Annotated in this window: 25 protein-coding genes and 1 pseudogene; 14 read left to right on the top strand and 12 right to left on the bottom strand. The window is 63.3% G+C overall.

The window, feature by feature from the left end:
• Positions 1-66 precede the first annotated feature (66 nt).
• Positions 67-285, top strand: coding sequence for a hypothetical protein (locus tag LOY42_RS08710; RefSeq protein WP_028690532.1), 219 nt, complete (start codon positions 67-69; stop codon positions 283-285).
• On the opposite strand, the gene LOY42_RS08705 is transcribed toward LOY42_RS08710, so the two are convergent.
• The 4 genes from LOY42_RS08705 to LOY42_RS08690 form a co-directional block, all read right to left on the bottom strand.
• Positions 269-2,509, bottom strand: a complete 2,241-nt coding sequence (locus tag LOY42_RS08705) for an Orn/Lys/Arg decarboxylase N-terminal domain-containing protein (protein ID WP_139669795.1) — start codon at positions 2,507-2,509, stop codon at positions 269-271. The genes LOY42_RS08710 and LOY42_RS08705 overlap by 17 nt on opposite strands.
• Positions 2,510-2,654: 145 nt before the next feature.
• Entirely contained in the window at positions 2,655-3,410 is a 756-nt protein-coding gene (gene dnaQ, locus LOY42_RS08700) for a DNA polymerase III subunit epsilon (RefSeq protein ID WP_139669793.1), read from the bottom strand.
• A gap of 165 nt (positions 3,411-3,575) precedes the next feature.
• Entirely contained in the window at positions 3,576-4,022 is a 447-nt protein-coding gene (rnhA, locus tag LOY42_RS08695; RefSeq protein WP_023629443.1) for a ribonuclease HI, read from the bottom strand.
• Positions 4,023-4,035: 13 nt separating this feature from the next.
• Entirely contained in the window at positions 4,036-4,809 is a 774-nt protein-coding gene (locus LOY42_RS08690; protein WP_038706475.1) for a methyltransferase domain-containing protein, read from the bottom strand.
• An 84-nt stretch (positions 4,810-4,893) separates the two neighbouring features.
• Here LOY42_RS08690 and gloB point away from each other — a divergent pair, with 84 nt between their 5' ends.
• The 11 genes and pseudogenes from gloB to LOY42_RS08635 all read left to right on the top strand — a co-directional run.
• Positions 4,894-5,673 carry a hydroxyacylglutathione hydrolase gene (gene gloB / locus LOY42_RS08685; protein ID WP_258600280.1) on the top strand — a complete coding sequence of 260 codons (780 nt, stop codon included), beginning with the start codon at positions 4,894-4,896 and terminating at the stop codon, positions 5,671-5,673.
• Between the two features lie 100 nt (positions 5,674-5,773).
• Complete coding sequence (locus LOY42_RS08680) at positions 5,774-7,204, top strand: lytic transglycosylase domain-containing protein (RefSeq protein WP_102683694.1); 1,431 nt, start codon at positions 5,774-5,776, stop codon at positions 7,202-7,204.
• A gap of 178 nt (positions 7,205-7,382) precedes the next feature.
• Complete coding sequence (locus LOY42_RS08675) at positions 7,383-9,215, top strand: extracellular solute-binding protein (protein ID WP_198755301.1); 1,833 nt, start codon at positions 7,383-7,385, stop codon at positions 9,213-9,215.
• Positions 9,212-11,044, top strand: coding sequence for an extracellular solute-binding protein (locus LOY42_RS08670; RefSeq protein ID WP_139669789.1), 1,833 nt, complete (start codon positions 9,212-9,214; stop codon positions 11,042-11,044). The genes LOY42_RS08675 and LOY42_RS08670 overlap by 4 nt, the downstream gene beginning before the upstream one ends.
• 1 nt (position 11,045) lies before the next feature.
• Positions 11,046-12,119, top strand: coding sequence for a microcin C ABC transporter permease YejB (locus tag LOY42_RS08665; protein WP_258600277.1), 1,074 nt, complete (start codon positions 11,046-11,048; stop codon positions 12,117-12,119).
• Between the two features lies 1 nt (position 12,120).
• Positions 12,121-13,140, top strand: a complete 1,020-nt coding sequence (locus LOY42_RS08660; RefSeq protein ID WP_217866563.1) for an ABC transporter permease — start codon at positions 12,121-12,123, stop codon at positions 13,138-13,140.
• A 1-nt stretch (position 13,141) separates the two neighbouring features.
• Entirely contained in the window at positions 13,142-14,737 is a 1,596-nt protein-coding gene (locus tag LOY42_RS08655) for an ABC transporter ATP-binding protein (RefSeq protein WP_258600274.1), read from the top strand.
• 73 nt (positions 14,738-14,810) lie between these two features.
• Positions 14,811-15,725, top strand: coding sequence for an SH3 domain-containing protein (locus tag LOY42_RS08650; protein WP_258600272.1), 915 nt, complete (start codon positions 14,811-14,813; stop codon positions 15,723-15,725).
• Between the two features lie 465 nt (positions 15,726-16,190).
• Entirely contained in the window at positions 16,191-16,436 is a 246-nt protein-coding gene (locus LOY42_RS08645; protein ID WP_258600270.1) for a hypothetical protein, read from the top strand.
• Positions 16,437-16,590: 154 nt separating this feature from the next.
• Positions 16,591-16,860: a DUF3077 domain-containing protein gene (locus LOY42_RS08640; RefSeq protein ID WP_046854813.1), complete on the top strand. Its 270-nt coding sequence runs from the start codon at positions 16,591-16,593 to the stop codon at positions 16,858-16,860.
• A gap of 95 nt (positions 16,861-16,955) precedes the next feature.
• A pseudogene (locus LOY42_RS08635) lies at positions 16,956-17,396 on the top strand (GNAT family N-acetyltransferase); the annotation flags it as partial.
• 353 nt (positions 17,397-17,749) lie between these two features.
• On the opposite strand, the gene LOY42_RS08630 reads toward LOY42_RS08635, so the two are convergent.
• From LOY42_RS08630 to LOY42_RS08615, 4 genes are read right to left on the bottom strand one after another with little or no spacing between them, the layout of a single operon-like run.
• The gene (locus LOY42_RS08630; RefSeq protein WP_258600268.1) at positions 17,750-18,190 is read right to left on the bottom strand and encodes a hypothetical protein; all 441 of its coding nucleotides are present in this window, start codon (positions 18,188-18,190) and stop codon (positions 17,750-17,752) included.
• A 42-nt stretch (positions 18,191-18,232) separates the two neighbouring features.
• Complete coding sequence (locus tag LOY42_RS08625; RefSeq protein WP_139669777.1) at positions 18,233-19,396, bottom strand: AAA family ATPase; 1,164 nt, start codon at positions 19,394-19,396, stop codon at positions 18,233-18,235.
• Between the two features lie 49 nt (positions 19,397-19,445).
• On the bottom strand, positions 19,446-19,886 hold the full coding sequence (locus tag LOY42_RS08620) for an MAPEG family protein (RefSeq protein ID WP_139669775.1): 441 nt from the start codon (positions 19,884-19,886) through the stop codon (positions 19,446-19,448).
• Positions 19,883-20,197, bottom strand: a complete 315-nt coding sequence (locus tag LOY42_RS08615; RefSeq protein WP_139669773.1) for a DUF2834 domain-containing protein — start codon at positions 20,195-20,197, stop codon at positions 19,883-19,885. Before LOY42_RS08615 ends, LOY42_RS08620 begins: the two co-directional genes overlap by 4 nt.
• A gap of 124 nt (positions 20,198-20,321) precedes the next feature.
• Between LOY42_RS08615 and LOY42_RS08610 the strand changes: the two genes are divergently transcribed.
• A complete protein-coding gene (locus LOY42_RS08610; RefSeq protein WP_256659262.1) occupies positions 20,322-21,143 on the top strand; it encodes a helix-turn-helix domain-containing protein in 822 nt (273 codons plus the stop codon).
• Between the two features lie 88 nt (positions 21,144-21,231).
• On the opposite strand, the gene LOY42_RS08605 is transcribed toward LOY42_RS08610, so the two are convergent.
• On the bottom strand, positions 21,232-22,584 hold the full coding sequence (locus LOY42_RS08605) for an MFS transporter (RefSeq protein ID WP_139669769.1): 1,353 nt from the start codon (positions 22,582-22,584) through the stop codon (positions 21,232-21,234).
• A 307-nt stretch (positions 22,585-22,891) separates the two neighbouring features.
• On the opposite strand from LOY42_RS08605, the gene LOY42_RS08600 reads away from it, so the two are divergent.
• On the top strand, positions 22,892-23,617 hold the full coding sequence (locus tag LOY42_RS08600) for a hypothetical protein (RefSeq protein ID WP_139669767.1): 726 nt from the start codon (positions 22,892-22,894) through the stop codon (positions 23,615-23,617).
• A 44-nt stretch (positions 23,618-23,661) separates the two neighbouring features.
• Here LOY42_RS08600 and LOY42_RS08595 read toward each other — a convergent pair whose 3' ends face one another.
• From LOY42_RS08595 to LOY42_RS08585, 3 genes are all read right to left on the bottom strand, one after another.
• Positions 23,662-24,885, bottom strand: coding sequence for an amidohydrolase family protein (locus LOY42_RS08595; RefSeq protein ID WP_258600265.1), 1,224 nt, complete (start codon positions 24,883-24,885; stop codon positions 23,662-23,664).
• 86 nt (positions 24,886-24,971) lie between these two features.
• Entirely contained in the window at positions 24,972-25,442 is a 471-nt protein-coding gene (cynS, locus tag LOY42_RS08590) for a cyanase (protein WP_038706489.1), read from the bottom strand.
• Positions 25,443-25,470: 28 nt separating this feature from the next.
• Entirely contained in the window at positions 25,471-26,130 is a 660-nt protein-coding gene (locus tag LOY42_RS08585) for a carbonic anhydrase (protein ID WP_046854796.1), read from the bottom strand.
• Positions 26,131-26,141: the final 11 nt, after the last annotated feature.

The following is a 26,141-nucleotide window of genomic DNA, read 5'->3' as shown; positions in this document are numbered from 1 at the left end:
TTCCCGGGCGTTTCACTGGTCTATGTCTACAGACATTTCCTACACGATTCAGAGGTTTCCACCTAAATGGCAGCAGTAATGGTCGGCCAGTTCCACGCCCGCGACGCCGAAGGCCGTATCTACCCGGTCCACGAGTTCCAGGAGTCCACCCTCCAGGCCGACGGCAGCACCCTCGGCGCGCCGGTTACCAGCTATCGCCTGGCTATCGGCGACCGCGTCAATCACCTGGGCGACGACCGTTTCGAGCTGGCCCAGACCGGCGTCGAGATCATTCGCATTCCTTGACGCAGTCCACCGTATACAGCTGCCCTTCCCGCTGCAGGCCGTGCACGTCGGCGACGAAGCCTGGGAAACCCTGGTCGAAGGCCCGGGCGCAGTCCAGGTAGACCAGGATCGAACGGGTCGCCTCGGTGAAGCGCTCGCCCGGCATGATCAACGGGATTCCCGGGGGATAGGGCACCAGCATCACCGCCGCGACCCGGCCCAGCAGATGCTCGATAGGCACCGCCTCCACCTCCCCGCGCACCATCCGGTCATAGGCCTCGGCCGGAGTCATCGCCACCTCCGGTAAACGGGTGAACAGCAGCTTGAGCTGCCTGGACGTGGCATTGCCACGGTAGAAACCATGCAGTTGCTGGCACAGGTCGCGCAGCCCCAGCCCTTGGTAGCGTGACGGCTGCTCCATCATCACGCTGGCCAGGCAGTCGGCCAGGGCGGTATTGGCGTCGTAGTGGCGCTTGAACTCCAGCAGCTCGGTGAGCAGCGTGCTCCACTTGCCCTTGGTGATCCCCATCGAAAACAGCACCAGGAAGCTGTACAGGCCGGTCTTTTCCACCACCAGCCCGCGCTCCCAGAGAAACTTGCCCACCACTGCCGCGGGAATTCCATGGCCATCCGCTGCGCCAGCAGCGCCCGGCATCACCAGGGTGACCTTGAGCGGGTCGAGCAAGACATAGTCGTCGCCCAGCCCGCCAAAGCCATGCCACTCGGCCCCCGGTTGCAGCAGCCAGTCCACCGCCTGCAGCTCGCTGGCCTGCGCCGTCGGCGGCTGCCAGATGCTGAACCACCAGTCATCGGCGGCGAGGTGCTCGCGCAGGTTGGCCAGCGCCCGGCGAAAGCTCAGGGCCTCGTCGAACATCTCCTGCAACAGCGAACGCCCCGCCGGGCCCTCCATCATCGCCGAGGCGACGTCCAGCGAGGCGAGGATGCTGTACTGCGGCGAGGTGGAGATATGCATCATGAACGCTTCGTTGAAACGGTCACGGTCCAACTGGCGGCTGGCACCGTCCTGCACATGGATCATCGAGGCCTGGCTGAAGGCCGCCAGCAGCTTGTGGGTGGAATGGGTGCTGAATAGCAGCGGTCCATCGTCGGCACGCGGCGTGCCCATGGCGTAACGGCCGGCGAAGAATTCATGGAAGGCAGCGTAGGCGAACCAGGCCTCGTCGAAGTGCAGCACCTCGACGCTGGCGCCCAGTGCCTGCTTGATCATCCCGGCGTGGTAGCACAGGCCGTCGTAGGTGGAGTTGGTGACCACGGCCAGCTTGATCTTTGCAGGCTTTCCCTGGGCCAGCGGGTGGGCCTGGATCTTTGCCTGGATCGACACCTGGCTGAACTCATCAAGAGGTATGGGTCCGATGATGCCCAGCTCGTTGCGTTCCGGGCACAGGTAGATAGGAATGGCGCCAGTCATGATGATCGCGTGCACCACCGACTTGTGGCAGTTGCGGTCCACGAGCACCAAGTCACCGCGCCCGACCATGGCGTGCCAGACGATCTTGTTGGCGGTGGAGGTGCCATTGATGACGAAGAAGGTATGGTCGGCGCCGAAGTTGCGTGCCGCCCGCGCCTCGGCGGCGGCCAGCGGGCCAGTGTGGTCGAGCAGCGAGCCCAGTTCCGGCACCGAGACCGACAGGTCCGAGCGCAGGGTGTTTTCACCGAAGAACTGATGGAAGGCCTGCCCCACCGGGCTCTTGCGGTAAGCCACGCCACCGCCGTGGCCCGGTGTGTGCCAGGAGTAATTGGATTGTGCGGTGTGCTGCACCAGGGCCTTGAAGAAAGGCGGCAGCAGGCCGTCGAGGTAGTTATGCGCGGCCCGCGCCACCTGGCGGGCGAGAAACGGCACGGTGTCTTCGAACAGATAGAGAATGCCGCGCAGCTGGTTCAGTTCACCCATGGCCTCGGCCGGGGCATTCTCCAGGGTGACCTGCTCGCCCAGGGCGAAGATCGGCAGGTTGGGCGCCCTCAGCCGCGCCAGGCGGATCAGCTCGGCCATGTTGTGCAGCAGCCGGCTGTTGTCGCCGACGCCCTCGGCGGCGATCAGCATGCAGGCCAGGCCATGATGAGTGGCAGCCACCAGCCGCGCTTCGGCCTGGTCGGCGGCGGCGAGGATGGCGAAGCCGTCACGCACCAGTTCATCGGCAATGCCGCGCACCCGCTCGCCAGCGACGCTGTCGGCCTTGATGGCCCGGTGGACGATGAGGATCGGGAACTGCAGGTCCTTGTACATCGGGCGGCTACCTCTGCGGGTAATTTCCCTCAGGGTAGTCGAGTGTGATGCTGTCATCGCCAGGCCGGCTCTCACAAGGTGCAACGCAGAATGCGGTCCCTGTGGGAGCTGGCTGGCCAGCGATGGGGCCGGGCCGGCCTTCGAGTCAGCTGGCCGCTGGCTCGGTCAATGCCTGCCACATCGACGGCCCACCCGCCGACTTGGCGATGGCCGCCAGCCGCTCGGCATGGGCCTCGAGCTCTTCCTCGTTGGCCATGATCACCCGCCCCGGCGCACGCCCGACGATACGGCGGATTTCACTGCCGGTGCCGCCCTGCCCATCCTCGTCGCCCGCCCCTTCGCCCGCCAGCGACAAGCTGGTCTGGCCACCGGTCATCGCCAGGTAGACGTCTGCCAGCAGTTCCGAGTCGAGCAGTGCGCCGTGCAGCTCACGGCCGGAGTTGTCGATGCCGTAGCGTTTGCACAGGGCATCGAGGCTGTTGCGCTGCCCCGGGTGGCGCGAGCGCGCCATCATCAGGGTGTCGAGGATCGGGCAATGCTGCGAGATATCGGCACGATCCTGCTGGCCGATCAGGGCGAACTCGTTGTTGATGAAGCCGACGTCGAACGCCGCGTTGTGGATGACCAGGGTGGCGCCCTGGATGAACTCGAAGAACTCCTCGGCCACATCGCCGAAACGCGGTTTGCCGACCAGGAAAGCATCGGTGATGCCGTGGACGTTGATCGCGCCCTCGTCACTCTCGCGGTCGGGCTGCAGGTAGACATGGAAGTGCCGCCCGGTCAGGCGCCGGCCCACGACCTCGACGCAACCGATCTCGATGATGCGGTGGCCTTCGGCCACCGGCATGCCGGTGGTCTCGGTGTCGAGGATGACGAACCGTTTGTCTTGCTGCTGCTCCACGCGGGGACTCCAACTGGCGGTGCTTGAATTCGGGGTGGGAGTATAACGAAATCGGGGCCGTTTTGCGGTCATCGCGGGGCAAGCCCGCTCCCACGCAGCCAGCAGTCATCTCGTGGGAGCGGCGATGCGGCGACCCGACTTGCCCCGCGATTGCCCGCAACACAATCAACGTTGCGCGCGAACCTCATCAACCCCACGATTGGCCAGCTGGTCGGCCCGCTCGTTGCCCGGATGGCCGATATGCCCACGGACCCACTTCCAGGTCACCTTGTGCCGGTTGACCTGCTCATCGAGCTGCACCCACAGGTCAGCGTTCTTCACCGGCTCTTTCGCGGCGGTCTTCCAACCGCGCTTCTTCCAATTGACCATCCACTCGTTGATGCCCTTCATGACGTATTGCGAGTCGGTGGTCAGCAGCACCTCGCACTCGCGCTTGAGCGCCTTGAGCCCCTCGATCGCCGCCATCAGCTCCATGCGGTTGTTGGTGGTCTCGCGCTCGCCGCCCCACAATTCCTTCTCGACGCCCTTGTAGACAATCAGCACACCCCAGCCGCCTGGGCCAGGGTTGCCCTTGCAGGCACCATCGGTGTAGATCTCGACGCTATCGCTCATGTACCACTCATGTTCAGTGCTTTTCGGATTCGGGATGGGTGGCGCTGCGGTTGACCTTGGCCAGCGGCAGCGGCAGCAGCTTGCCCATCGGCTCGCGGCGCTCCAGACGCAACGGCCGCAGGCCCACCACCATCTTGCGCGCCACCAGCAGGTAGACACCGCCGCCGGCAGTTTGCCAGCCCCCGGCCACGCGCTCCCAGCCAGCCAGGCGCTGTTGCCAGGCCGGCGAGGCAAGCGGCGGACGATAACACCCGAAGCGGCGTTTCTCCAGCGCGAAGCCCAGCAGGTTGAGCCAGTCGCCAACCCGCGACGGCGAGATGCAACGGGCCTTGCGCAAGGCCCCGTGGCTGAAGAAATGACGCACGCCCCAACTGCTCCAGGGGTTGATCCCGATGATCAGCAGGTGCCCCCCCGGGCGCACGGAACTGGCGGCCTCACGCAGCAGCCCGTGGGGAGACAGGCTGAAGTCCAGGCCATGCTGCAGCACCACCACGTCGGCGGCGTGCTCCGACAGCGGCCAGGCCTGCTCCTCGCAGACGATCTCCACCCCCGGCAGCGGCGCGCCCAGGCGCACGTTGCGCTGCACCTGCGGGGCATTGGGCGGAGGTTCGGCGCAGGGGCCGTAGTGCACAAGGTAGCCACCGAAGAAGCGCCGCAGCTCTTCTTCGAGCAACTTTTCCTCCTCCTTGAGCATCAACTGCCCAAGAGGCCCATCGAACCAGTCGCGGGCCAGGCGGATCAGCTCGACCCAGTCGGGGTCGGCCTGGGCGAAGGCTTGGTCGGTCATTGCGTTCTCCCTCGAAGGTTCTCCGCTCGCGCCATCGCGGCTAAGATGCCCTCAATGTCCAGGCTTGGCGATACGGATCCGCACATGATACAGATCGATGCCCTACCCGCTTTCAACGACAACTACATCTGGTTGTTACAGGATACTGCCAATCGCCGCTGCGCAGTGGTCGACCCCGGTGACGCCGGGCCGGTGCGCGCATGGCTGGAGCAGCACCCGGACTGGGCATTGCAGGCGATCCTCGTCACCCACCACCACCATGACCACGTCGGCGGCGTCGAAGCGTTGAAACAGGCCACCGGCGCCCAGGTGTACGGCCCTGCCAGCGAACCTATCCCGGGCCGCGATATCGCCCTGGAAGACGGCGCACGCATCGAGGTGCTGGGCCTGGCCTTCGAGGTCCTGGCCATGCCCGGCCACACCCTGGGGCACATCGCCTATTACACTGCGCAATCGCCCACACCGCTACTGTTCAGTGGCGATACCCTGTTCGCCGCCGGCTGCGGCCGCTTGTTCGAAGGCACGCCCGAGCAGATGCACCATTCGCTGCAACGCCTGGCCGCCCTGCCCGCCGCGACCGAAGTGTACTGCGCCCACGAATACACCCTGAGCAACCTGCGATTCGCCCGTGCCGTGGAACCCGACAATGAACACGTTCGCCAACGGTTCGAGGACGTTACCCGGTTGCGCGCCGACAATCGCATTACCTTGCCCTCCAACATTGGCCTGGAGCGCCTGACCAACCCGTTTTTGCGCACCGCTGAAACATTCGTTAAACAAAAAGCAGACGAATGGAAGGGACATTCCAACCCCAGCCAAGCCACTGTTTTTGCTGCCTTGAGGTCTTGGAAGGACGTGTTCTGATAACCCCAAGATATATCGCATCATAGGCCCGATGGTTGACCCGGCGGGGAGCGGTTTCTAGAATCGCCCAACTTTTTCGCCCGGATAACCGTCCCAGCCGATGTCTTCCCGTAGCCGCAGAACCTCTCATTCGGTCGCCCTGACGCGACTGGCCCAGATCAGTGCACTGGCGCTGGCCGCCACCCTGGTCGGCTGCCAGAGCACCCGTCAGCTGGACGAAGCCGACAGCGTTCGCGCGCACAACTATCAGGCGCGGATCAAGCACAAACCAGCGCCGCTGGTGGTCAAGCCCAAGGAGCAGGCACCGCCGCAGGACGTCTGGGAGCGCATGCGCCAGGGCTTCGCCCTGCAGGACGGCATGGACGTCAACCCGCGCATCGAACAGCAGCGCCTGTGGTTCGCCAGCAACCCGTCGTTCCTCGAGAACGCCGGCGAGCGCGGCAGCCTCTACCTGCACTACATCGTCGAGCGCCTCGAAGAACGCGACATGCCGCTGGAACTGGCCCTGCTGCCGGCCATCGAGAGCGCCTACAACCCGATGGCCTACTCCCGGGCGCATGCCGCCGGCATGTGGCAGTTCATCCCGTCCACCGGGCGCCACTTCAACCTGCGCCAGACCAACTTCTACGATGGCCGTCGCGACGTCACCGCCTCGACCAACGCCGCGCTGGATTACCTGAACCGCCTGCATGACATGTTCAACGGCGACTGGCTGCTGGCCCTGGCGGCCTACAACGCCGGTGAAGGCACCGTCAGCCGCGCCATCGAGCGCAACGAGCGCCTGGGCCTGCCGACCGACTACTGGAACCTGCCGCTGCCGCAGGAAACCCGCGACTACGTGCCCAAGCTGCTGGCCCTGTCGCAGGTGGTCAACACCCCGGCCGCCTACGGGGTCAACCTGAACCCCATTGCCAACGAGCCGTACTTCGAAGCCGTCGCCATCAACGACCGCCTCGACCTGTCCCGCGTGGCCGCCTTCGCCGACATCGACGAAGACGAACTGATCCAGCTCAACCCTGCCTTCAAGAAGCGCATGACCGTGGACGGCCCACAACAACTGCTGGTGCCGACCGCCAAGGCGCAACTGCTCAGCGACCGCATGTCCAACCTCAAGCCCGAGGAACTGGTCAGCCTGCAACCGAACAAGGCCGTGTTCCAGGCCGCCCTGGCCGAGGCCAAGGCGCCTGCGGCGCGCAGCTACCGGGTCAAGCGTGGCGACAACCTGGGCAGCATCGCCAAGGCCAACCGGGTGTCGGTCAAGCAGCTGCAAAGCTGGAACCGCATCCGCGGCAACAGCCTCAAGGTCGGCCAGGTCCTGGCCCTGCGTGGCGGCAGCGCGCCGAGCGCGGCAGCCAACCGCGTGGCCGACTCCAAGCAACGCTCCACCCAGTACAAGGTGCGTAAGGGCGACTCGTACTACCTGGTGGCCAAGCGCTTCAACGTCGAGATGAAGCACCTCAAGCGCTGGAACCCACGTACCGGGCATGCGCTCAAGCCAGGCCAGACCCTGACCGTCTACCTCGCGCGCTGATACCTCGATAGCGGGGCCAGCCCCGCTCCCACGCCAGTCACGATCGGCGTGGGAGCGGGCTGGCCCCACGATGCTTTGAAGGCTGAAGCAAAGCCCCGCGCCCTACCCTTTTTCCATTCCAGACAAGCTGTTACTGTACCCCGAACCAAGCCCAACGCCCTCTGGATCGGATGCCGACTTGATACGTCCCCTCCTGCTGTCACTCAGCCTGGCCTTGAGCTTCCCCGCCGTCGCGATGGTGAGCGAAAGCCACGGATACGCGCAGTTCGGCACGCTCAAGTACCCGGCCAGCTTTACCCACTTTGACTGGGTCAACCCGCAAGCCCCCAAAGGCGGCACGTTGCGGGCCATGGCCTTCGGCACCTTCGACACGCTCAACCCTTACACCTTCAAGGGCTCGAGCCCGGTCACCACGCCCAACTTCCTGCAGTACGGCATCAACGAGCTGAACGAGCCGCTGATGGTCGGCACCGGCATGTACGACCCGTCCGGCGACGAACCCACCTCCAGCTACGGCCTGATCGCCCGCTCGGTCGAGTACAGCGAGGACCGCAGCTGGGTGGTGTTCAACCTGCGCCCCGAGGCGCGCTTCCACGATGGCGTGCCGATCACCGCGCAGGACGTGGCGTTTTCCTACCGCACGCTGCTCAAGGACGGCCACCCGATCTACCGCACCAACCTGCAGGAAGTGGCCCGGGTCGATATCCTCGGCCCGCTGCGCATCCGCTTCGTGTTCAAGCGCGCTGGCAACCCGCTGCTGATCCTGCGCCTGGGCGAGATGCCGGTGCTGCCCAAGCACTACTGGGCCAAGCGCGACTTCAAGGCCACCACCTTCGAACCACCACTGGGTAGCGGCCCGTACCGCATCACCGAGGTGCAGCCGGGCCGGCGCCTGGTGTTCGAACGGGTGAAGAACTACTGGGGCAAGGACCTGGCGGTTAACCGCGGCAAGTACAACTTCAAGCGCGTCGAATACGAGTTCTACCGCGACGCCACCGTGGCCTTCGAAGCGTTCAAGGCCGGTGAATTCGACATCTACATCGAGCACCAGGCGAAGAACTGGGCCAACGGCTACAACTTCCCCGCCGTACGCCGTGGCGAGGTGATCAAGGCGCAGATTCCGCACAAGATCCCCACGCAAACCCAAGGCCTGTTCATGAACAGTCGCCGCGCCGCGTTCAGCGACCCACGGGTGCGCCAGGCGCTAGGCCTGATGCTCGACTTCGAGTGGACCAACCGCGCCCTGTTCAGCAGCGCCTACCGCCGCTCGACCAGCTATTACCCGAACAGCGACTTCACCGCCAGCGGCCTGCCCACCGGCAAGGAATGGCTGCTGCTCAAGCCATTCCGCGACCAGTTGCCGGACAAGCTGTTCACCGAGCCCTACCAGGTCAGCCACACCGACGGCAGCGGCATCAGCCGCCCCGCCCTGCGCCAGGCCCTGGCCCTGTTCGCCCAGGCCGGCTGGAAGCTCAACGGCCAGCGCCTGGTCGACAGCAAAGGCCAACCGTTCAGGCTGGAGCTGCTGCTGGTGAACCCCAACCTCGAACGCATCCTGCAACCTTATGTCGAAAATCTGGCCAGCATCGGCATCGATGCGCGCTTGCGCACCGTGGACCGCGCCCAGTACAAACAACGGCTCGACCAGTTCGATTTCGACATGATCCTGATGACCCTGAACCAGACCCTGAGCCCGGGCCTTGAACAGTGGCTGTATTTCCACTCAAGCCAGGCCGCCACCAAGGGCAGCAAGAACTATGCTGGCGTGAAGGACCCGGTGGTCGACCACCTGCTCGACACCTTGCTCGCCGCCCGCAGCCGCGATGACCAGATTGCCGCCGCGCGCGCCCTGGACCGCGTGCTCTCATGGCAGTACTACATGATCCCCAACTGGTACCTCGACAATCACCGCCTGGCCTACCGCAACCGGTTCGCCTTCGTCACCACGCCGCCCTACACCCTCGGGCTGAACAGCTGGTGGATCAAGAAGCCTTCGGAGAAAGCCAAATGACGCCGACCCTGCGCCGCCTGGCCGCGAGCCTGCTGCTGACCTGCCTCACGCTCCCGGCCGTGGCCGCCCCGCAACACGCCCTGACCCTGTACGACGAGGCACCGAAATACCCGGCCAACTTCAAGCACTTCGAGTACGTCAACCCCGACGCACCGAAGGGCGGCACCTTCCGCCAGTCCAGCTTCGGCGGCTTCGACAGCCTCAACCCGTTCATCAACAAGGGCGTGCCCGCCGACAACGTCGGCGCCATCTACGACACCCTGATGCGCCAGAGCCTGGACGAGCCCTTCACCGAGTACGGCCTGGTGGCCGGCAAGATCGAAAAGGCCCCCGACAACAGCTGGGTGCGCTTCTACCTGCGCCCCGAGGCACGCTTCCACGACGGCCACCCGATGCGCGCCGAGGACGTGGTATTCACCTTCAACGCCCTGATCAAGGACGGCGCGCCGCTGTACCGCCAGTACTACGCCGACGTCGCAGAAGTAGTCGCCGAAGCGCCGCTCACGGTGCTGTTCAAGTTCAAGCACAACAACAACCGCGAGCTGCCGCTGATCCTCGGCCAGCTGCCGGTGCTGCCCAAGCACTGGTACCAAGGCCGCGACTTCGACCGCGGCAACCTGGAGATCCCGCTCGGCAGCGGCCCGTACAAGGTCGCCGAGGTGAAGGCCGGCCGCTCGATCCGCTACGAGCGGGTCAAGGACTACTGGGCCAAGGACCTGCCGATCAACCGCGGCTTCTACAATTTCGATGTGATGACCTTCGACTCCTACCGCGACAACACCGTCGCCCTCGAAGCACTCAAGGCCGGCCAGTTCGACTACGGCCTGGAGGTGAGCGCGAAGAACTGGGCCACCGCCTACGACGTGCCCGCCGTGCGCGATGGCCGGCTGATCAAGGAAGAGCTGCCCAACGGCAACCCCGTCGGCATGCAGGGCTTCATCTTCAACCTGCGCAAGCCGATGTTCCAGGACATCCGCGTGCGCCACGCCATCAGCCTGCTGCTGGACTTCGAATGGACCAACAAGCAGCTGTTCAACGGCGCCTACACCCGCACCGGCAGCTACTTCGAGAACTCCGAAATGGCCGCCAGCGGCCTGCCCAGCCCCGCCGAGCTGAAGATCCTCGAGCCGCTGCGCGGCAAGGTGCCGGCCGAAGTGTTCAACGGCGCCTTCCACAACCCGGTCACCGACGGCAGCGGCATGATCCGCGACCAGCAGCGCCAGGCCTACAAGCTGCTGCAGGAGGCCGGCTGGAAGGTCGTCGACGACAAGATGGTCGATAAAGACGGCAAGCCGATGACCATCGAGTTCCTCCTGGCCCAGACCCAGTTCGAGCGCGTGCTGCTGCCGTTCAAGCGCAACCTCGCGGACCTTGGCATCAACCTCGAGATCCGCCGCGTGGACGTGTCGCAGTACATCACCCGCCTGCGCTCGCGTGACTACGACATGATCGTCGGCGGCTTCGCGCAATCCAACTCGCCCGGCAACGAGCAGCGCGAGTACTGGAACAGCGCCGCCGCCGACAACCCCGGCAGCCGCAATTTCATCGGCCTGCGCGACCCTGCCATCGACCAGCTGGTGGAGCAGTTGATCAACGCCGACTCCCGGCAGAGCCTGATCGAGCACTGCCGCGCCCTGGACCGTGTACTGCAATGGGGTTACTACGTGATCCCCAACTGGCACATCAAGACCTGGCGCGTGGCCTACTGGAACCATATCGGCCACCCCGCCGTATCACCCAAGTACGACATCGGTATCGACACCTGGTGGATCAAACCCGACGTCACGCCCGCGGTAAGCGAAGCCACCGTTCCGGATGAGGCCAACTGACATGCTGGCTTATATCCTGCGGCGCCTGCTGCTGATCATCCCCACCCTGTTCGGCATCCTCATCATCAACTTCATCATCGTCCAGGCCGCCCCCGGCGGCCCGGTGGAACAGATGATCGCCAAGCTCGAAGGCTTCGACGGCGCCACCAGCCGCATCGCCGGCGGCGGCGCCGAAGTCTCGGTGGCCGGCTCCAACTACCGTGGCGCACAAGGCTTGGACCCGGCGCTGATCGCCGAGATCGAGCGCATGTACGGCTTCGACAAATCCGCGCCCGAACGGTTGTGGATCATGGTCAAGAACTACGCCCAGCTGGATTTTGGCAACAGCTTCTTCCGCGACGCCAAGGTCATCGACCTGATCGCCGAGAAGATGCCCGTGTCCATCTCGCTGGGGCTATGGAGCACACTGATCATGTACCTGGTGTCGATCCCGCTGGGGATCGCCAAGGCGGTGCGCCACGGTAGCCACTTCGACGTGTGGACCAGCTCGGCGATCATTGTCGGCTACGCCATCCCGGCATTCCTGTTCGCCATCCTGCTGATCGTGCTGTTCGCCGGCGGCAGCTACTTCGACTGGTTCCCGTTGCGCGGGCTGACCTCCAACAACTTCGACGAGCTCAGCACCACCGGCAAGGTGCTCGACTACTTCTGGCACCTGGTGCTGCCCATCACCGCCCTGGTGATCGGCAACTTCGCCACCATGACCCTGTTGACCAAGAACAGCTTCCTCGACGAGATCAACAAGCAGTACGTGGTCACCGCCAAGGCCAAGGGCCTGAGCCGCACCCGCGTGCTCTGCGGCCATGTGTTCCGCAACGCCATGCTGCTGGTGATCGCCGGCTTCCCCTCGGCGTTCATCGGCATCTTCTTCACAGGGTCCCTGCTGATCGAGGTGATATTCAGCCTCGACGGCCTGGGCCTGATGAGTTTCGAAGCGGCGATCAACCGCGACTACCCGGTGGTGTTCGGCACCTTGTTCATCTTCACCCTGCTCGGTCTGGTGGTGAAGCTGATCGGCGACCTCACCTACACCCTGGTCGATCCACGCATCGACTTCGCCAGCCGGGAGCACTGACATGGCCCTCTCCCCTCTAAACCGCCGGCGCTTCGAGCGCTTCAAGGCCAACCGCCGCGGCTGGTGGTCGCTGTGGATCTTCCTGGTGCTGTTCGTGCTCAGCCTGGGCGCCGAGTTCATCGCCAACGACAAGCCCATCGCCGTGCGCTACGACGGCGAATGGTACTTCCCGGCCTTCAAGCGCTACCCGGAAACCACCTTCGGCGGCGAGTTCCCGCTGGAGGCCAACTACAAGAGCCCGTATATCCGCGAGTTGCTGGCCAAGAAAGACGCCTTCGTGCTGTGGGCGCCGATACCCTACAGCTACCAGAGCATCAACTACGACCTGAAAGTGCCCGCCCCCGCGCCGCCCTCCACCGACAACCTGCTGGGCACCGACGACCAGGGCCGCGACGTGCTGGCCCGGGTGATCTACGGCTTCCGCATCTCGGTGCTGTTCGCCCTGACGCTGACCATCGCCAGCTCGATCATCGGTGTAATCGCCGGCGCCCTGCAGGGCTTCTACGGCGGCTGGGTGGACCTCGCCGGCCAGCGCTTCTTGGAGATCTGGTCCGGCCTGCCGGTGCTGTACCTGCTGATCATCCTCGCCAGTTTCGTGCAGCCCAACTTCTGGTGGTTGCTGGGCATCATGCTGCTGTTCTCGTGGATGAGCCTGGTGGACGTGGTGCGCGCCGAGTTCCTGCGCGGGCGCAACCTGGAATACGTGCGCGCCGCCCGCGCCCTGGGCATGCGCAACGGCCCGATCATGTACCGGCATATCCTGCCCAACGCGATGATCTCGACCATGACCTTCATGCCGTTCATCCTCACCGGCGCCATCGGCACCCTCACCGCCCTGGACTTCCTCGGCTTCGGCCTGCCCGCCGGCTCCCCCTCGCTGGGCGAGCTGGTGGCCCAGGGCAAGTCCAACCTGCAAGCCCCGTGGCTGGGCATCAGCGCCTTTGCCGTGCTGGCGGTGATGCTGAGCCTGCTGGTATTCATCGGTGAATCCGCCCGCGACGCCTTCGACCCGAGGAAATGACATGAGCCAAGACACCCTGATCGAAGTCCGCGACCTGGCGGTGGAGTTCGTCACTGGCGAGCAGGTCAACCGCGTGGTCGATGGCATCAGCTTCGACATCCGCAAGGGCGAGACCCTGGCCCTGGTTGGCGAAAGCGGCTCGGGCAAGTCGGTGACCGCCCACTCGATCCTGCGCCTGCTGCCCTACCCGCTGGCGCGGCATCCTTCTGGCACCATCCATTACCAAGGCAAGGACCTGCTGCACCTGGGCGAGAAGCCCATGCAGCGCATTCGCGGCAACCGCATCGCGATGATCTTCCAGGAGCCGATGACCTCGCTGAACCCGCTGCACAGCATCGAGAAGCAGATCAACGAGATCCTCTCGCTGCACAAGGGCCTCACCGGCAAGGCCGCCACGGCGCGCACCCTGGAGCTGCTGGAACTGGTCGGCATTCCCGAGCCGCACAAGCGCCTGAAAGCCCTGCCCCACGAGCTGTCCGGTGGCCAGCGCCAGCGGGTGATGATCGCCATGGCCCTGGCCAACGAACCCGAACTGCTGATTGCCGACGAGCCCACCACGGCGCTCGACGTGACCGTGCAGTTGAAGATCCTCGACCTGCTCAAGTCGTTGCAGGCGCGCCTCGGCATGGCCCTGCTGCTGATCAGCCACGACCTCAACCTGGTACGCCGCATCGCCCACCGCGTGTGCGTGATGCAGTGCGGCAAGATCGTCGAGCAGGCCGACTGCGCCACGCTGTTCAGCAAGCCGCAGCATCCGTATACGCAGATGCTGATCAATGCCGAGCCCAGCGGTGCACCGGCTGCGAATGCCGAAGGCGCGCCGTTGCTGGAGGTGAAGGACCTGAAGGTGTGGTTCCCGATCAAGAAGGGGCTGCTGCGCCGCACCGTGGACCATGTGAAGGCCGTGGACGGGGTGAACTTCAGCCTGCCCCAGGGCCAGACGCTGGGCATTGTTGGCGAGAGTGGCTCGGGCAAGTCCACCTTGGGGCTGGCCATCTTGCGGTTGATTTCCAGCCAGGGTGGGATTCGTTTCCATGGGCAGAATCTTGAGGGGCTGAACCAGAAGGAAGTGCGGCCGCTGCGGCGGGAGATGCAAGTGGTGTTTCAGGACCCCTTTGGCAGCCTGAGCCCACGCATGTGCGTGGCGGATATCGTTGGCGAAGGGTTACGGATTCACAAGATCGGCACGCCAGCTGAGCAGGAAGCGGCGATTATCGCGGCGTTGGAGGAAGTGGGGCTGGATCCGCGGACGCGGCATCGGTATCCCCATGAGTTTTCTGGCGGGCAGCGGCAGCGGATTGCGATTGCTCGGGCGCTTGTGTTGAAGCCGGCGTTGATTTTGCTGGATGAGCCGACCTCGGCGCTGGATCGGACGGTGCAGCGGCAGGTGGTTGAGTTGCTGCGGAATTTGCAGGTTAAGTACAACCTGACCTATCTGTTTATCAGCCATGACCTGGCGGTGGTCAAGGCGTTGAGTCATCAGTTGATGGTGATCAAGCATGGGCAGGTGGTGGAACAGGGGGATGCGGGGGCTATATTTCATGAGCCGCGGCATGGGTATACGAGGCAGTTGTTGGAGGCGGCGTTTTTAGAGTAAAAGCAGACTATACCCCTACAGTCCCTACTGGCTTTGGGCGATAAAGAGGCACCTACTCTTAACCGAGACTAAAATGACAGAGAACGAAGAACCAGACACATCATGGATAAGAAAAGCCTTCAACATGGACTTCGTAGGTCCCGAACGTCCACGTCCAGCGCTCCCAATTGACACAAGGGCACCTCTACGCAAAGTAATGGAATCTATCCCACTTAGCCAACTTGGCGCAACGCTCCAAGCGATGTCGCTTGACGATGAACAGTGGAAAAAACTCGCATCGAGCAAGCTAATGAAGAGTGCAACCACCAAATGGCGCGACCTCATTGACGGCACCAAGTACATCTTTTTTCACCCTGAGGTATTCAACCCGTGGAAAGATCTCACATACCTATATAAAACCTTCGACGACTTCAAAGGCTCAACCCACTTCAGATTCCTAACATCCACATTACAGCTCAACGAGATCCTAACCGAATACAATGCCTCAAACCGCAAAAAACTAGAGTCCATATTCTTAAATCTAGACAGCTCGACACCCAACAAGAAACTAAAGAAGAAAATACTTAACGCTCTTAAAGACGAAGCAATTAGCGAAAGCTCCAAGCCTTTCCTTGCGGTATTGCTATACGCCATTCTCAGCACGATTGGCCACATCGCTGACATAGACACATTTATAGGTATAATTTGCAAGCAGCTATCTAGAGGGGAGACAAATGCAACTGGATCAACTATTTGTAAAATTCAAGCCAGCACCAGCACAACGAATAGCAACCCAAGTGAAATATGGATAATAAAAAAGGAAAACATAAATCTAAGAAATGGCCCAGGAACAAAATACAAAACCATTACCAAACTCAGCACGCCTAATAGGATCACAATTCTAGAATCGAAAATCGATAGTGATTGGATTCGAATAGAAACACACATAGACGGCCTTCCATTCGAAGGATGGATTTACAAAAAATTTGCAGCAAAAATCTCCCTTTAGACATATCAAAACAGCACCAGACTCTTCGGCGCATAGCCACAACCCAACCAAAACTTCTAGTAAATCAAGGCGCCTTACCCGTCTAGCTCAAACAACAGAAACCGATGAATCCTGCCAACTTACTTTCACCCTGAGGCAGAAGGACCGCTTCCGACTCGCCTCTTTAAAATCAGATTTAACCTCTTCCTTGTAGTCCATTTCCCAAATATCCTGCCACCGTCTTTTTTCCGTTGCGGTCTCCCTATTGGGGCTCTAGTCTCGACCTATCGTTGCACATCAACGATACAGCTTTGACAGGCTGTGACGGCAAATTGCACGCAGCTCAACCTTTATGGCAGCTGTACGTGCGGGCACGCTTGCGTGCGCCGGAACTTTGCAATTTCCGCCGGTCTGTCAACCCACGTACAGCTGCCACCCTACTGTTTGACAGCAGGCAGGTGGCGGCACCGCCAAAGGGAAATTGTTATGTTAAAGATCGTCCCCGACCCACCCCACAACCACCACTCCCTCGAAGACACCATCATCCAGGCCACGGAGTACGCCCTGTGCGCGCAGACCGTGGCGCATCGGGCTGCTCTGCTGCATCCCAAGTCGCCCGTGTCGATTCTGGTCATGGCCGCGATGCATGAAATGGAGGCGCTGCGGGTGCTGCTCGAATCGGCGTTGATTCAGGTGCAGATGCCGCAGGTGGAGCCTCGGACACTGCACTAGGCCGTTAGCCATGGGTTGCCTGGGCTGGCCTCATCGCCGGCAAGCCGGCTCCCACAGGGGATCGGCATGGCTGCGCGGCAGATGCTGTGTAGCTGATAGCGGATCTAACTGTGAGAGCTCGCCCAGGCACCGATCATTTCAGGGAGATTGAGCAATGAGCACAGACGACACCACGCCCCACACCACCGTGGGCAAGACCCGGTTCTACCAGGGTGAAGGGCATACCGACCCGCTGTTCTGCATCGAACCCGGCATCCCTTGCCAGCACGCACGGGAACAGGCTTCGGAGTTGATGGGCTGCGTGTGCGACCTGACCATCACCGGGATCATGGAGGAAAAACCTCAGCTGATCTGGGCATCGTATTACCTGAGCGCGCTGGCCAAGGCGCTGATGGATGATGCGGAGCTGGGGATGAAGCACTGACTTCACAGGTGCATGGGGCCGCTTTGCGGCCCCTTCGCAGTACAAGGCCGCTCGACACGGGTTAGGCTTTGGGGACATCAGTTCGGGATACGTCCATGGAATGTCATATCCGTCGCGCTAAGCGCGAAGACGCACAAGCCATCAGCCTCCTCGTGATCGCGGCGCTGCACGAATCCAACTCGCAGGATTACCCGGCAGAGGTGATCGCCCAGGTAGAACAGAGTTTTTCACCTGCGGCGGTCGGTACCTTGCTCGATAGCCGGGTGGTGTTCGTGGCGGTCAAGCAGAACGATCTGCTGGGGACGGCAAGTCTCGATGGTGAGGTCGTCAGGACAGTGTTTGTCGCGCCGATCCATCATGGGGCAGGTATTGGCAGGCAGTTGATGAGGGCTATCCACACAGCAGCGATCAAAGCCGGCGTCACAGCATTGCGCGTTCCTTCGTCCATCACGGCCCAAGGCTTCTATGCGCGGTTGGGGTATCGGAAACTTCGTGATGAATTCCATGGTGCAGAACGCACTATTGTCATGGAAAAGTCCACGCTGACCGTTTCGGAAGCGCCACACGCGCTCAACGTTTCTTGCGAGTATCTGGCGAAGCAGCTGGATGAGGGTGCAATCCCTCATACCTGCGCCGACCGTGAGCGGAGTATCACGTTCCCCGACCTGATTGCCTACAAGGGCAGGCACGACAAGATCAGCCGGGCCGCGATGAATGAACTGGCAGATCAGGCTCAGGCTTTGAAAATGGGTTACGACAGCGAGACCTGACATTGGCATCAGGCGTTTCCTATTAGTGGATGCCTCCACGCACTGTTACCCAAACAGCAAGCCGGTTAGCTTCGCGCTCAGTGATTTCAACCAGGCACTGACCGATCACAAACGGCTGATCAAGGGCTGCATCGGTAGCGCGGGCTAAACCTGGCGCTGTGCAACAGCAAGGCAAACGCCGCGCTGCCGATCAACGGCCACCCCAGGAACAGCAACGACTCCGGCAACCAGGCGAGGATCGCCAGATTCGCCACCGTGCCGCATGCCAGCCCCGCCCAGGCAGAGCGGGCCCACGCTGGTGGGCGCGTGCTTTGCAGGAAGTGCCGATAAAGCCGCAGCCCTGTATATACGCCCCACAAGCCCATCGCCGTTACGATGACCAACCCCATACGGGTCAGTTGGTAATCCCAAGGGTCATCGAAGCCGTTGTAGATCATCCCTGGGAACAAGACCACGGCGAACAGGCCCCAGTATCCCGTAACCAACAACACGGGAAGTACCACGCACAAGCCCAGCAGCCGTACAGCCAGTTTTTTGAAAATCGAAGGGGTATCACTCACACCAACATCCTTGTCATTTGAGCATCGCCGACCGCAGCCGACTCAGCGCTTGCCCAACATCGCCTGGCGCTCCCGCCAGATCTCCTGCACGAACGGATCCGTCACCCCATACAACCCATGCCCACGGCGGATGATCAGATTGGCCGCCAGCAGGTCGTTGGCCACGGGCTGCACCTCCTCCACCCGCACTTCACGCCCGACGACCTTCGAGTACTGCGCCGCCGCCTCGGCGGAGAACACCCCGCGGGTCTCGCCGTCCACCGAGGCAATTCGAGCGAAGATGGCCTGGGCCAGCACGCCCAGTTCCTCGACCTTCATCAGCTCCAGGTCCGCCGCCGCCGAACGCAGCGTGGCGGCGATCACCGGCAGCACCACATCCGCTCCAGAAGTCAGGCTGGGCGAATGAATCAACTGGCGCAGGGCGCGGATGAACTCTTCGGGGCGGCTGCCCAGCGTCTGGAACGCCTCGGTCGCCACCGCCAGCGAAGGCAGGTTGTCGAGGCCATCGGCTGCGAGCCGTTCAAGCCAGAACGCCACATAGTCCTCGCCCAGTACCGGATAGGCCACGTTGGTGGCACCGGCGAAGGCCTGGTTACGCCGGGCGGTCAGCTCGTTGACCATCGCCCGGTGCGAGCCGGTGCCGATGAACAGGAAATGCCCAGCCGGGGCTGGGCGTGGGTTGATGGCGTCACGCGCGGCCTTCAGCGCCAGCATCATCTGCTGCCCGTCTTCGGTGGTGATGGCGTGCTGCACTTCGTCGACGATCAACACCACATTGGCCTTGGCCTGGTCGACCACCTCGCCCAGGGCCTGGGCCAAGGTCACGCCGCCCGCCTCGCCCAGGGTGTCGAGGTTGAAGCCGAACTTGAACCCGGCCAGCTCCACCTCGGCGCCGCGCAGGGCCCTGAGCCGCTGCATGAACGACGACGCCGGCGTCTGCAGCTCGCGCAGGGCCTTGCGCACGGCGGCGAGCACCAGATGCACCGGGCTGGTCTGGGTGTCGCTCCACAGGTCGACGTAGATCACCAGCGCGCCCTTGGCCTCCAGCGCCGGGATCAGATCGTTCCTGAGGAAGGTAGTCTTGCCGGTGCGCCGCAGGCCAGACAGGAACAATCCGGAACGCAGGCCGATATCCAGCGCGGACGGCTCGAGCAGTTGCCGGGCCATGTCGGCCGCCAGTTCAGGTCGCAGGAAGATGTCAGCCATGGGTTTATCCGCAATTATTCCATGGCGATAATTATTGGCCTGGAATAATTCAATGTAAAGCCACGGCTGAGTACACTGGTATGACGAGCAACGTGGCCAACCCGATCAGGCACAGTACGCCCACGCCATAGCTCAGCGTCCGCCAGGGCTGGAGCCGCGCCAGGTAGGTCACCGTATGCAGCACCCGCGCCACGGTGAACATGCCACTGAGCCAAGCGGTGCTGGCTGCAGGCGCGTCGAGCGCAACCGCAAGCCCGGCCAAGGCTATGAACATCGGAATATTCTCCAGGTCATTGCGCCAAGCCTGCGCGGCGCGCGTGACTTGCGGTAGTTCAGAGGGAGAAGCCGAGCGTCTGAACACTGCCGCATCCTCGCTGTTGGTGAAGGCCAGGAAACGCAGACGGAAGTAACCCTGGTAGCAGGAAATCGCCAGCATCTTGATGAACAGCACCACCACGCAACAGGCATAGACCGACAGGGCGACGTTCATTGCCCGTACCTCGGCATGCCACCCTTGACCACGATGTACAGCAGCGGCCCCATGCAGACGAACACCAGCGTCAGCAGCACATAGGGCATGACGCCAAGCAGCGAACCGCCGCGCTTGCGGTGGTCGCTGACCATCCAGACGCAGCCCAGCCCGGCCATCATGTACAGGTCGATAAGCACCTGCGCGGTGTCCGGCCGGGACATCAGCTCCAGGCCAAAGGCAATCAGTGATTGCTCCGCAATCACCATGGTCCAACCGGTGTAAAGGGCAAACAACAGCAACAGCGGCAGCGCGATCCATTCAGCTCTCATGGTCGAATTCCATACCTGTCGATCTGGCGGGCGAAGTTGGCCTCACGGTAGTGATACAGTCGCCTGCGCAGCAATGACCTCACAGGTCATGAACGCTTCAGCCAAGGACAGCCAGAGTCGCAGCATGAGCCCTCTTCCCTTCCACACCCCGCACCCGCCCACCGCCACCGACGCGGGCGCGCATCTGCGCCGCCTGCGGCGCCAGGCCGGCCTCAGCCAGCTCAACCTGGCGTTGCTCGCTGGTGTTTCGCAACGCCACCTGAGCTGCGTGGAAACCGGCCGCGCCAAGGCCAGCCCCGGCACCCTGCATGCCCTGCTCAGCGCGCTGCAGGTGCCGCTTGAGCACTGCAACGAAGTGTTCCTCGCGGCGGGCTATGCACCGCGCTACATGGCCTCTGCAGCGGACGCTCCGGCCATGAAGATGGTGCACGACGCCGTGGAGCACATCCTGCAGGCCAACAACCCCGCCCCGGCCATCGTCATCGCCAGCAACTGGGACATCACGGCGGCCAATGCCAGTGCCGGACTGTTGTTCGCAATGGCCGGCGTACTGGCCAGCAGCACCTCGGGCCTCAACCTGCTGGACACACTGCTGCGCCCGGGCGGGCTGGGGGATCATCTGATCAATGCAGACGAGATACGGGCGATTGCCTGGCAGCGGGCGGCCAGGGAGGCGGTGAGCAATCCTGACCTGGCCAGACTGCTGCAAGACTTGCCCGTGCCACCCGCGTTGGCGGCGGATACGCCGATGTCTCCAGTGGTGCTGACCCGGGTGCGCACTGCCGAGGGTGAGCTGCGCTTCCTGTCTACCTTCACCACCTTCGGCATGCCGCAGGACATCACGGTGGCGTCGCTGCGTATCGAGCACCTGATGCCCGCCGACAGCGAAACATGGCAAGCCATGACGGCGGCGTATCAACGAGTGATCCGCAACGCCGAGATTTGAGTGACAATCGCGGCGTCAGGACTCGATGAACCTCAATGCCAACCTTCTCGACAAGCAAGTGCTGGCGTCCCGGCCGGTAAGCACGGACTCAAGCCTGTGCCGCCTGCCCCGCCACCGCCCCACCCTCCAGCACCATCCCCTCGCGCATCCGCTGCGCATCCCGGCTGAAACACCGCGAAGCCGCCAGCAGGAACACCATCGTCAGCATCAGCGCCACGGGTATCAGGTACATCGCGTCATGCAGCCCCTGTGCCTTGAACGCCTCGTTCATCACGCCCTCACCCGCCGCCGTCATGGCCGCCACGGCGAAGTGGTCGGACAGCCCGCCGACCACCACCGGCCCCAGCCCGCCGCCCAGCAGGTACAGCCCAGCGAAGAACAGGGCCATGGCCGTGGCCCGCAAGCGCGGTTGCACCACGTCCTGGATGGCGGTGTACACGCAGGTATAGAAGTTGTACGAGAACAGCCAGCCAATGCCGAAGACCGCCACGAACACGCCCAGCTCGATGCGCCCGGCATGCAGTGCCCAGGCGGTGCACAGGGTGGCCGCCAACATGCTCAGCGCGGCAAACACCAGGCGGCCATTGGCAAAGCGTTGGTGCACCTTGTCGGCCACCCAGCCGCCGAGGGTCAGGCCCACCAGGCCGCTGAGGCCGACGATCAGCCCGGTGGCCACTGCGGCGTCGTGCAGCGTCAGAGCAAAGTAACGCTGCAGCATCGGCACCATGAACGAGTTGCAGGCATAGGTGGCGAAATTGAAGGTCAGCCCCGCCAACACCAGCCAGGCGAAGGTGGGCACGCTGAGCACCCGGCGCAGCGGGCGGTCGAGCGGGGTCTGGGCGATAGCCACAGTCTCCGCCGCACCGCGCGCGGGTTCGCGGATCATGAAGATGAACAGCGCCAGCAGCACGCCAGGCACGGCGGCAATGAAGAACGGTGCGCGCCAGGTAGCGAAGGCCTCGACCATCGCGCCGATGCTGAAGAACGCCAGCAACAGGCCCAACGGCAGGCCAAGCATGAAGATGCCCATCGCCCTTGCCCGCCGCCCGGCGGGAAACAGGTCGCCGATCAGCGAGTTGGCGGCGGGCGCATAGCTCGCCTCGCCGATGCCCACGCCCATGCGCACCAGCAGGAAGCTCCAGAAACTGCCGACCATGCCGTTTACCGCCGTCAGCCCGCTCCACGCCAGCAGGCCCCAGCCCATGAGCTTGCTGCGCGAGCCGGTGTCGGCGATACGTGCCAGCGGCAGGCCGGCGATGGCGTAGACCAGGGTGAAGGCGGTGCCGATGATGCCGATCTGGAAGTCGCTCAGGTGCCACTCCAGGCGGATCGGCTCGATGACGATGGCGGGGATGGTGCGGTCGAAGAAGTTGAACAGGTTGGCCAGGAACAGCAGGAACAGGATGCGCCAGGCGTTGGACGCTTGGGGGGCGGTGGGCATGGTCGGGGTCCCTCGTTATTGTTGTTCGGGGTTCCAGCACGCCCTGCGCAAACTAGAGGGAGAGAACGCGGCGCGTCTGCCAACATCGATCGCGTTGATACCGGGCGATAGCCAAACCCTTAGTGAGACATTCCCTTGCGAAAGCGGCGGCTTCGCTGCGGATCGAGCACCTGCTACCCACCGACAGCGACACGTGGCGGATCATGAGCACGACCTATGAACACGGGTTGGCAGAACATCCGTCATGGTCGACTGGCGGATCATGCGCCACTAAAATGCCACCCCCATCTCGACAGGACGTTGCCCCATGACTTTCGATGTGCATCACTACGCCAAGACCTACTACGGCAACATCCAGCCGGCGCCAGGCAATCTTTACCCAAGGCTCAAGGCCTGGGAGTTCCTGTACGAGTACATCTGGGACGATTCCCGTACCCACTGGTCCGACCTGACATCCAAGACGCAGCTAGAGACGACCGCGCTGCACATCGGTTTCTACCTGGCGAACTGGGGGATGTTCCGAGGTTCCTCGGGGCTCCTGCAGAACAGCAATCTGGACCTGATGAAGGCCTTGGCCAAACTGCTCTTCGAAGGTCAGGGTGCCGAGTTGCTTGAGCTCTCGCTGGAGGACTTCGGACCTGACAACAGCAACCGGGCCCGCCATCAGAAATTGCTGGATTCCGTGCTGGGCTCCATGGAGTCCCTGGCGACCAACGTCTCCTGGACGAACACCCTCAAGACCAAGATCCTGATGGGCGTCTGGGGTGAGTGCCCAGCGCTCGATCGTTTCTATATTGCGGCATGCCGCGATCTGTTCCCCCGCCGCTCCTCAATCACCAATGCCAGTGGCAAAGGCCTGGCGGCATTGGCGGAACTGGTCGAGGAACTCGCCGTCCCTGCCCTGCCCCTGCGCACCGGACGCCTTGGGCTGCAATACCCCACCGCGCGGATCATGGACATGGCGATGTTTCAATACGGGATCGAACTGGAGCAGGGCTTCAACGATCAAGCTGCCGTGGCGGCTCAGGGCTGACAACACGCTGCAACCCCACCTGACGCAGTTACCGTAACAACCGCTCAGAACACCACCGAGCGGCGATGCTCAGCCGTCGCCACCACCCTCCCACGCTTGAGCACCATCAGCCGCGCAGGCAGGTCGAGGATCACGTCGCTGACACGGTGGGTATCCATCAGCACCAGGTCCGCGTCGTTGCCCACCGCCAGGCCATGGTTCTGCAACCCCAGGGCCTTGGCCGGGTTGCTGGTGAGCATCGGCAGCACCGTGGCCTGGTCGTCCGCCCCGCCCAGGTGGCAGGCGGGAATGGCCAGTTGCGCGATGTGCAGCAGGTCGCCGGTACCGTAGGGGGTGAAGGCATTGCGGATGTTGTTGGTGGCCAGGCACACGTTCACCCCGCCATCGCGCAACGCCCGCACCGGCGTCAAGGTGCGGCGCACATTGTGGCTGTCGCCGCGGGCGCCCAGGTGCAGGTCGGTGGCGGGCAGGCACATCACGCTGATGCCGGCTTCGCGCAGCAGCGCGATGATGCGCGCCTGGCGCGCTGGCTCCACGGCCGCCAGGCTGGTCAGGTGGCCGACGCTGACGCGCCCTTGGTAGCCCACGGCGAGGGTCCGGCGGGCGACGTACTCGATGGTCATGTGCTCGGCGTCGTCGGCGAAGTCCTGGTGCAGGTCGATGTCCTTGCCGTAGCGCTGGGCCAGGTCGAAGACGAAATCGATGTGCTCCAGGGGCGATACGTCGTTGTAGGGAATGCCGCCGACCACATCGGCGCCCCTCTCCATGGCCTCGACCATCATCTCTTTCATGCCGGGCAGTTTCAGGATGCCTTCCTGGGGAAACGCCACCACCTGGATATCGATGACATCACGCAAGGTTTCGCGCAGCTCCAGGACCCCGTCCAGGCCGGTAAAACCCTGGGCCGGATCGAACTCGGCGTGGGCGCGCACATGGGTGGTGCCGGCCTGCACCAGGGCGCGCAACACCTGCACAGAACGCTCGCGAATATCGTCGCGGGTCAGGGTGGGCTTGAGCGCGGCGGTGACGGCGATCGCTTCCTTCAAGGTGCCGGAGCGGTTGGCCTTGCGCTGCATGACGTTGGCTTTTTCCAGGTGCAGGTGGGCTTCGACGAAGCCGGGGACCAGGACATTGCCGTTGCCCTGGATTTCCTGGTTTGCCGTTGCCGTGATCGTCTGGGCGATATCAGTGATCTTGCCATTGCGCACGGCCACATCCATCAAGGGTTTTGCATCGTCGATGCGGACATTTCTGAAGATCAGGTCCATGCCGTCACTCCTGATAGGGGATCATTAGCGAGCGTGGAAATGGCCCGGCCGTCTTGCTGCGGTCGGGCCATTCCCCTAGGGGCGAATCAGAACGGTTTGGTCGGCAGGTACTTGCCATCCAGGGTGATCACCGCGCGGGAACCACCTTCCGGGTCGTCAACCTTCTTCACGTCGAGCTTGAAGTTGATGGCGCTGATGATGCCGTCGCCGAACTTCTCGTGGACCAGTGCCTTGAGGGTGGTGCCGTACACCTGCAGCATCTCGTAGAAGCGGTAGATGGTCGGGTCGGTCGGCACGCCGCCTTGGATGCTGCCGCGCAGTGGCACGGTCTGCAGCAAGGCAATGCCATCGGCGTCCAGGCCGAGCTTGTCACCCACCACCTGGGCAGCGCTGGCCGGCAGCGGGTGCTGGCCCAGCAGCGCGGCAGTGACGAAGGCTTCGGACAGCCCGGTGCCGTCGGTGATCTGGGCGAACGACAGGTCCTTGCGGGCCTTGGCCAGGAGGATGACTTCGCTCAGGGCAAGGCGGGCGTTCTGGCTGATTTGCGACTGGATCATGGTGTATCTCCTTGGGTTTGAAAGAGGTTCAGGCAACGTGCCTGGAGGGGTGGGAAACGGCGTTGACGTCAGGGTTCTGCGCCAGGGCCACGAACTGGCCGGTGCGCCCATCGAAGGCATCGATGCGGCCGCTTTCGATGTCGTAGATCCAGCCATGCAGGCGCACGCGGCCCTCTTCCAGGGCCAGGCGCACCGAGGGGTGGGTCTGGATGTTGGCCAGCTGGGCGATCACGTTCTCGCGCACCATGGCCTCGACCTTGGCTTGCGGGCTGTGATGCTGGCGCGCCTCGTTGACCACCCGGGCGGAGTCGGCATAGCGCAGCCAGCCGGCCACGGCAGGCATGTGGTCCAGGCACTTGCAGGTGGCGATGGCGGTCATGGCGCCGCAGTCGGAGTGGCCGCAGATGACGATGTCGGCCACTTGCAGGGCGGCGACGGCATATTCGACCGAGGCCGATACGCCGCCGGGCTCAGGGCCGTAGGAAGGCACGATGTTGCCGGCGTTGCGGATGACGAACAGGTCGCCCGGCTCGCGCTGGGTGACCAGCTCGGGCACCAGGCGGCTGTCGGAGCAGGAGATGAACAGCGCCCGGGGGCTTTGCTGGGTGGCCAGGTCCTTGAACAGCTTGACCCGCTCGGGGAAGGCGTCGCGCTGGAACTTCAGAAAACCGTCGATGATGTCTTTCATGGCTGCTTGCC

Source organism: Pseudomonas sp. B21-023 (genome assembly GCF_024749165.1).
Lineage (GTDB): Bacteria > Pseudomonadota > Gammaproteobacteria > Pseudomonadales > Pseudomonadaceae > Aquipseudomonas.
Note: the sequence above shows the minus strand (reverse complement) of the source record. Positions and strands in the feature narration are given on the sequence as shown.

Bases quoted from the DNA above. Each gene is read 5' to 3' on its own strand.
- LOY42_RS08615 (WP_139669773.1), bottom strand. From the start codon at position 20,197: ATGAGAGCTGAATGGATCGCGCTGCCGCTGTTGCTGTTGTTTGCCCTT.
- LOY42_RS08625 (WP_139669777.1), bottom strand. From the start codon at position 19,396: ATGGCTGACATCTTCCTGCGACCTGAACTGGCGGCCGACATGGCCCGG.
- LOY42_RS08655 (WP_258600274.1), top strand. From the start codon at position 13,142: ATGAGCCAAGACACCCTGATCGAAGTCCGCGACCTGGCGGTGGAGTTC.
- LOY42_RS08600 (WP_139669767.1), top strand. From the start codon at position 22,892: ATGACTTTCGATGTGCATCACTACGCCAAGACCTACTACGGCAACATC.
- LOY42_RS08640 (WP_046854813.1), top strand. From the start codon at position 16,591: ATGAGCACAGACGACACCACGCCCCACACCACCGTGGGCAAGACCCGG.
- LOY42_RS08710 (WP_028690532.1), top strand. From the start codon at position 67: ATGGCAGCAGTAATGGTCGGCCAGTTCCACGCCCGCGACGCCGAAGGC.
- LOY42_RS08585 (WP_046854796.1), bottom strand. From the start codon at position 26,130: ATGAAAGACATCATCGACGGTTTTCTGAAGTTCCAGCGCGACGCCTTC.
- LOY42_RS08650 (WP_258600272.1), top strand. From the start codon at position 14,811: ATGACAGAGAACGAAGAACCAGACACATCATGGATAAGAAAAGCCTTC.
- LOY42_RS08680 (WP_102683694.1), top strand. From the start codon at position 5,774: ATGTCTTCCCGTAGCCGCAGAACCTCTCATTCGGTCGCCCTGACGCGA.
- gloB (WP_258600280.1), top strand. From the start codon at position 4,894: ATGATACAGATCGATGCCCTACCCGCTTTCAACGACAACTACATCTGG.
- LOY42_RS08620 (WP_139669775.1), bottom strand. From the start codon at position 19,886: ATGAACGTCGCCCTGTCGGTCTATGCCTGTTGCGTGGTGGTGCTGTTC.
- LOY42_RS08670 (WP_139669789.1), top strand. From the start codon at position 9,212: ATGACGCCGACCCTGCGCCGCCTGGCCGCGAGCCTGCTGCTGACCTGC.
- LOY42_RS08595 (WP_258600265.1), bottom strand. From the start codon at position 24,885: ATGGACCTGATCTTCAGAAATGTCCGCATCGACGATGCAAAACCCTTG.
- cynS (WP_038706489.1), bottom strand. From the start codon at position 25,442: ATGATCCAGTCGCAAATCAGCCAGAACGCCCGCCTTGCCCTGAGCGAA.
- LOY42_RS08605 (WP_139669769.1), bottom strand. From the start codon at position 22,584: ATGCCCACCGCCCCCCAAGCGTCCAACGCCTGGCGCATCCTGTTCCTG.
- LOY42_RS08705 (WP_139669795.1), bottom strand. From the start codon at position 2,509: ATGTACAAGGACCTGCAGTTCCCGATCCTCATCGTCCACCGGGCCATC.
- rnhA (WP_023629443.1), bottom strand. From the start codon at position 4,022: ATGAGCGATAGCGTCGAGATCTACACCGATGGTGCCTGCAAGGGCAAC.
- LOY42_RS08610 (WP_256659262.1), top strand. From the start codon at position 20,322: ATGAGCCCTCTTCCCTTCCACACCCCGCACCCGCCCACCGCCACCGAC.
- LOY42_RS08665 (WP_258600277.1), top strand. From the start codon at position 11,046: ATGCTGGCTTATATCCTGCGGCGCCTGCTGCTGATCATCCCCACCCTG.
- LOY42_RS08660 (WP_217866563.1), top strand. From the start codon at position 12,121: ATGGCCCTCTCCCCTCTAAACCGCCGGCGCTTCGAGCGCTTCAAGGCC.
- LOY42_RS08690 (WP_038706475.1), bottom strand. From the start codon at position 4,809: ATGACCGACCAAGCCTTCGCCCAGGCCGACCCCGACTGGGTCGAGCTG.
- LOY42_RS08645 (WP_258600270.1), top strand. From the start codon at position 16,191: ATGTTAAAGATCGTCCCCGACCCACCCCACAACCACCACTCCCTCGAA.